This is a genomic window from Paenibacillus thiaminolyticus, from assembly GCF_003591545.1.
Lineage (GTDB): Bacteria > Bacillota > Bacilli > Paenibacillales > Paenibacillaceae > Paenibacillus_B > Paenibacillus_B thiaminolyticus_A.
In genome coordinates this window covers 17,464-18,163 of record NZ_QYZD01000057.1, presented here as the reverse complement: position 1 = coordinate 18,163, position 700 = coordinate 17,464, and the positions used below count along the sequence as shown (strand labels likewise).

General features: G+C 57.0%; 1 protein-coding gene. It reads right to left on the bottom strand.

Going from position 1 to position 700, the window contains the following annotated elements; all coding sequences use genetic code 11:
* Positions 1 to 85: 85 nt before the first annotated feature.
* Positions 86 to 700: hypothetical protein (locus DQX05_RS28710; protein ID WP_220483300.1), on the bottom strand; the 615-nt coding region annotated here is incomplete at its 5' end.

The window sequence follows — 700 nt, the reverse complement described above, 5'->3', positions numbered from 1 at the left end:
CCATCATATCGGAGCCGGTGAAGTCCTAGGCCGCCATATCGCCGAGGGCGAGGTACCGGGCCAACATATCGGAGCCGGTGAAGTACTAGGCCGCCATATCGCCGAGGGCGAGGTAACGGGCCATCATATCGGAGCCGGTGAAGTAGTAGGCCGCCATATCGCCGAGGGCGAGGTAACGGGCCAACATATCGGAGCCGGTGAAGTAGTAGGCCGCCATATCGCCGAATGCGAGATTATAGGCCAACATATCGGAGCAGGAGAAGTGAGCGGCCGTCATATTGCCGAAGGCGAGGTAACGGGCCGACATATCGGGGCAGGAGAAGTAAAGAGCCGCCATATCGGCGAAGGAGAAGTAGCCGGTCATCATATTGGAGTAGGTGAAGTAAAAGGTCATCACATCGCTGAAGGCGAGGTAGTAGGCCACCATATTAGTGAAGGAGAAGTAACAGGCCGCCACATCGGCGAAGGAGAAGTAACAGGCCGCCACATCGGCGAAGGAGAAGTAGTAGGCCATCATATTGGGGCAGGAGAAGTCACGGGCCGCCATATCGGCGAAGGAGAAGTAGCCGGCCATCATATCGGAGCAGGAGAAGTCACGGGCCGCCATATCGGTGAAGGCGAGGTAACCCGCCAACATATTGGGGCAGGAGAAGTAACAGGCCGCCACATCGGCGAAGGAGAAGTAGTAGGCCATCATATT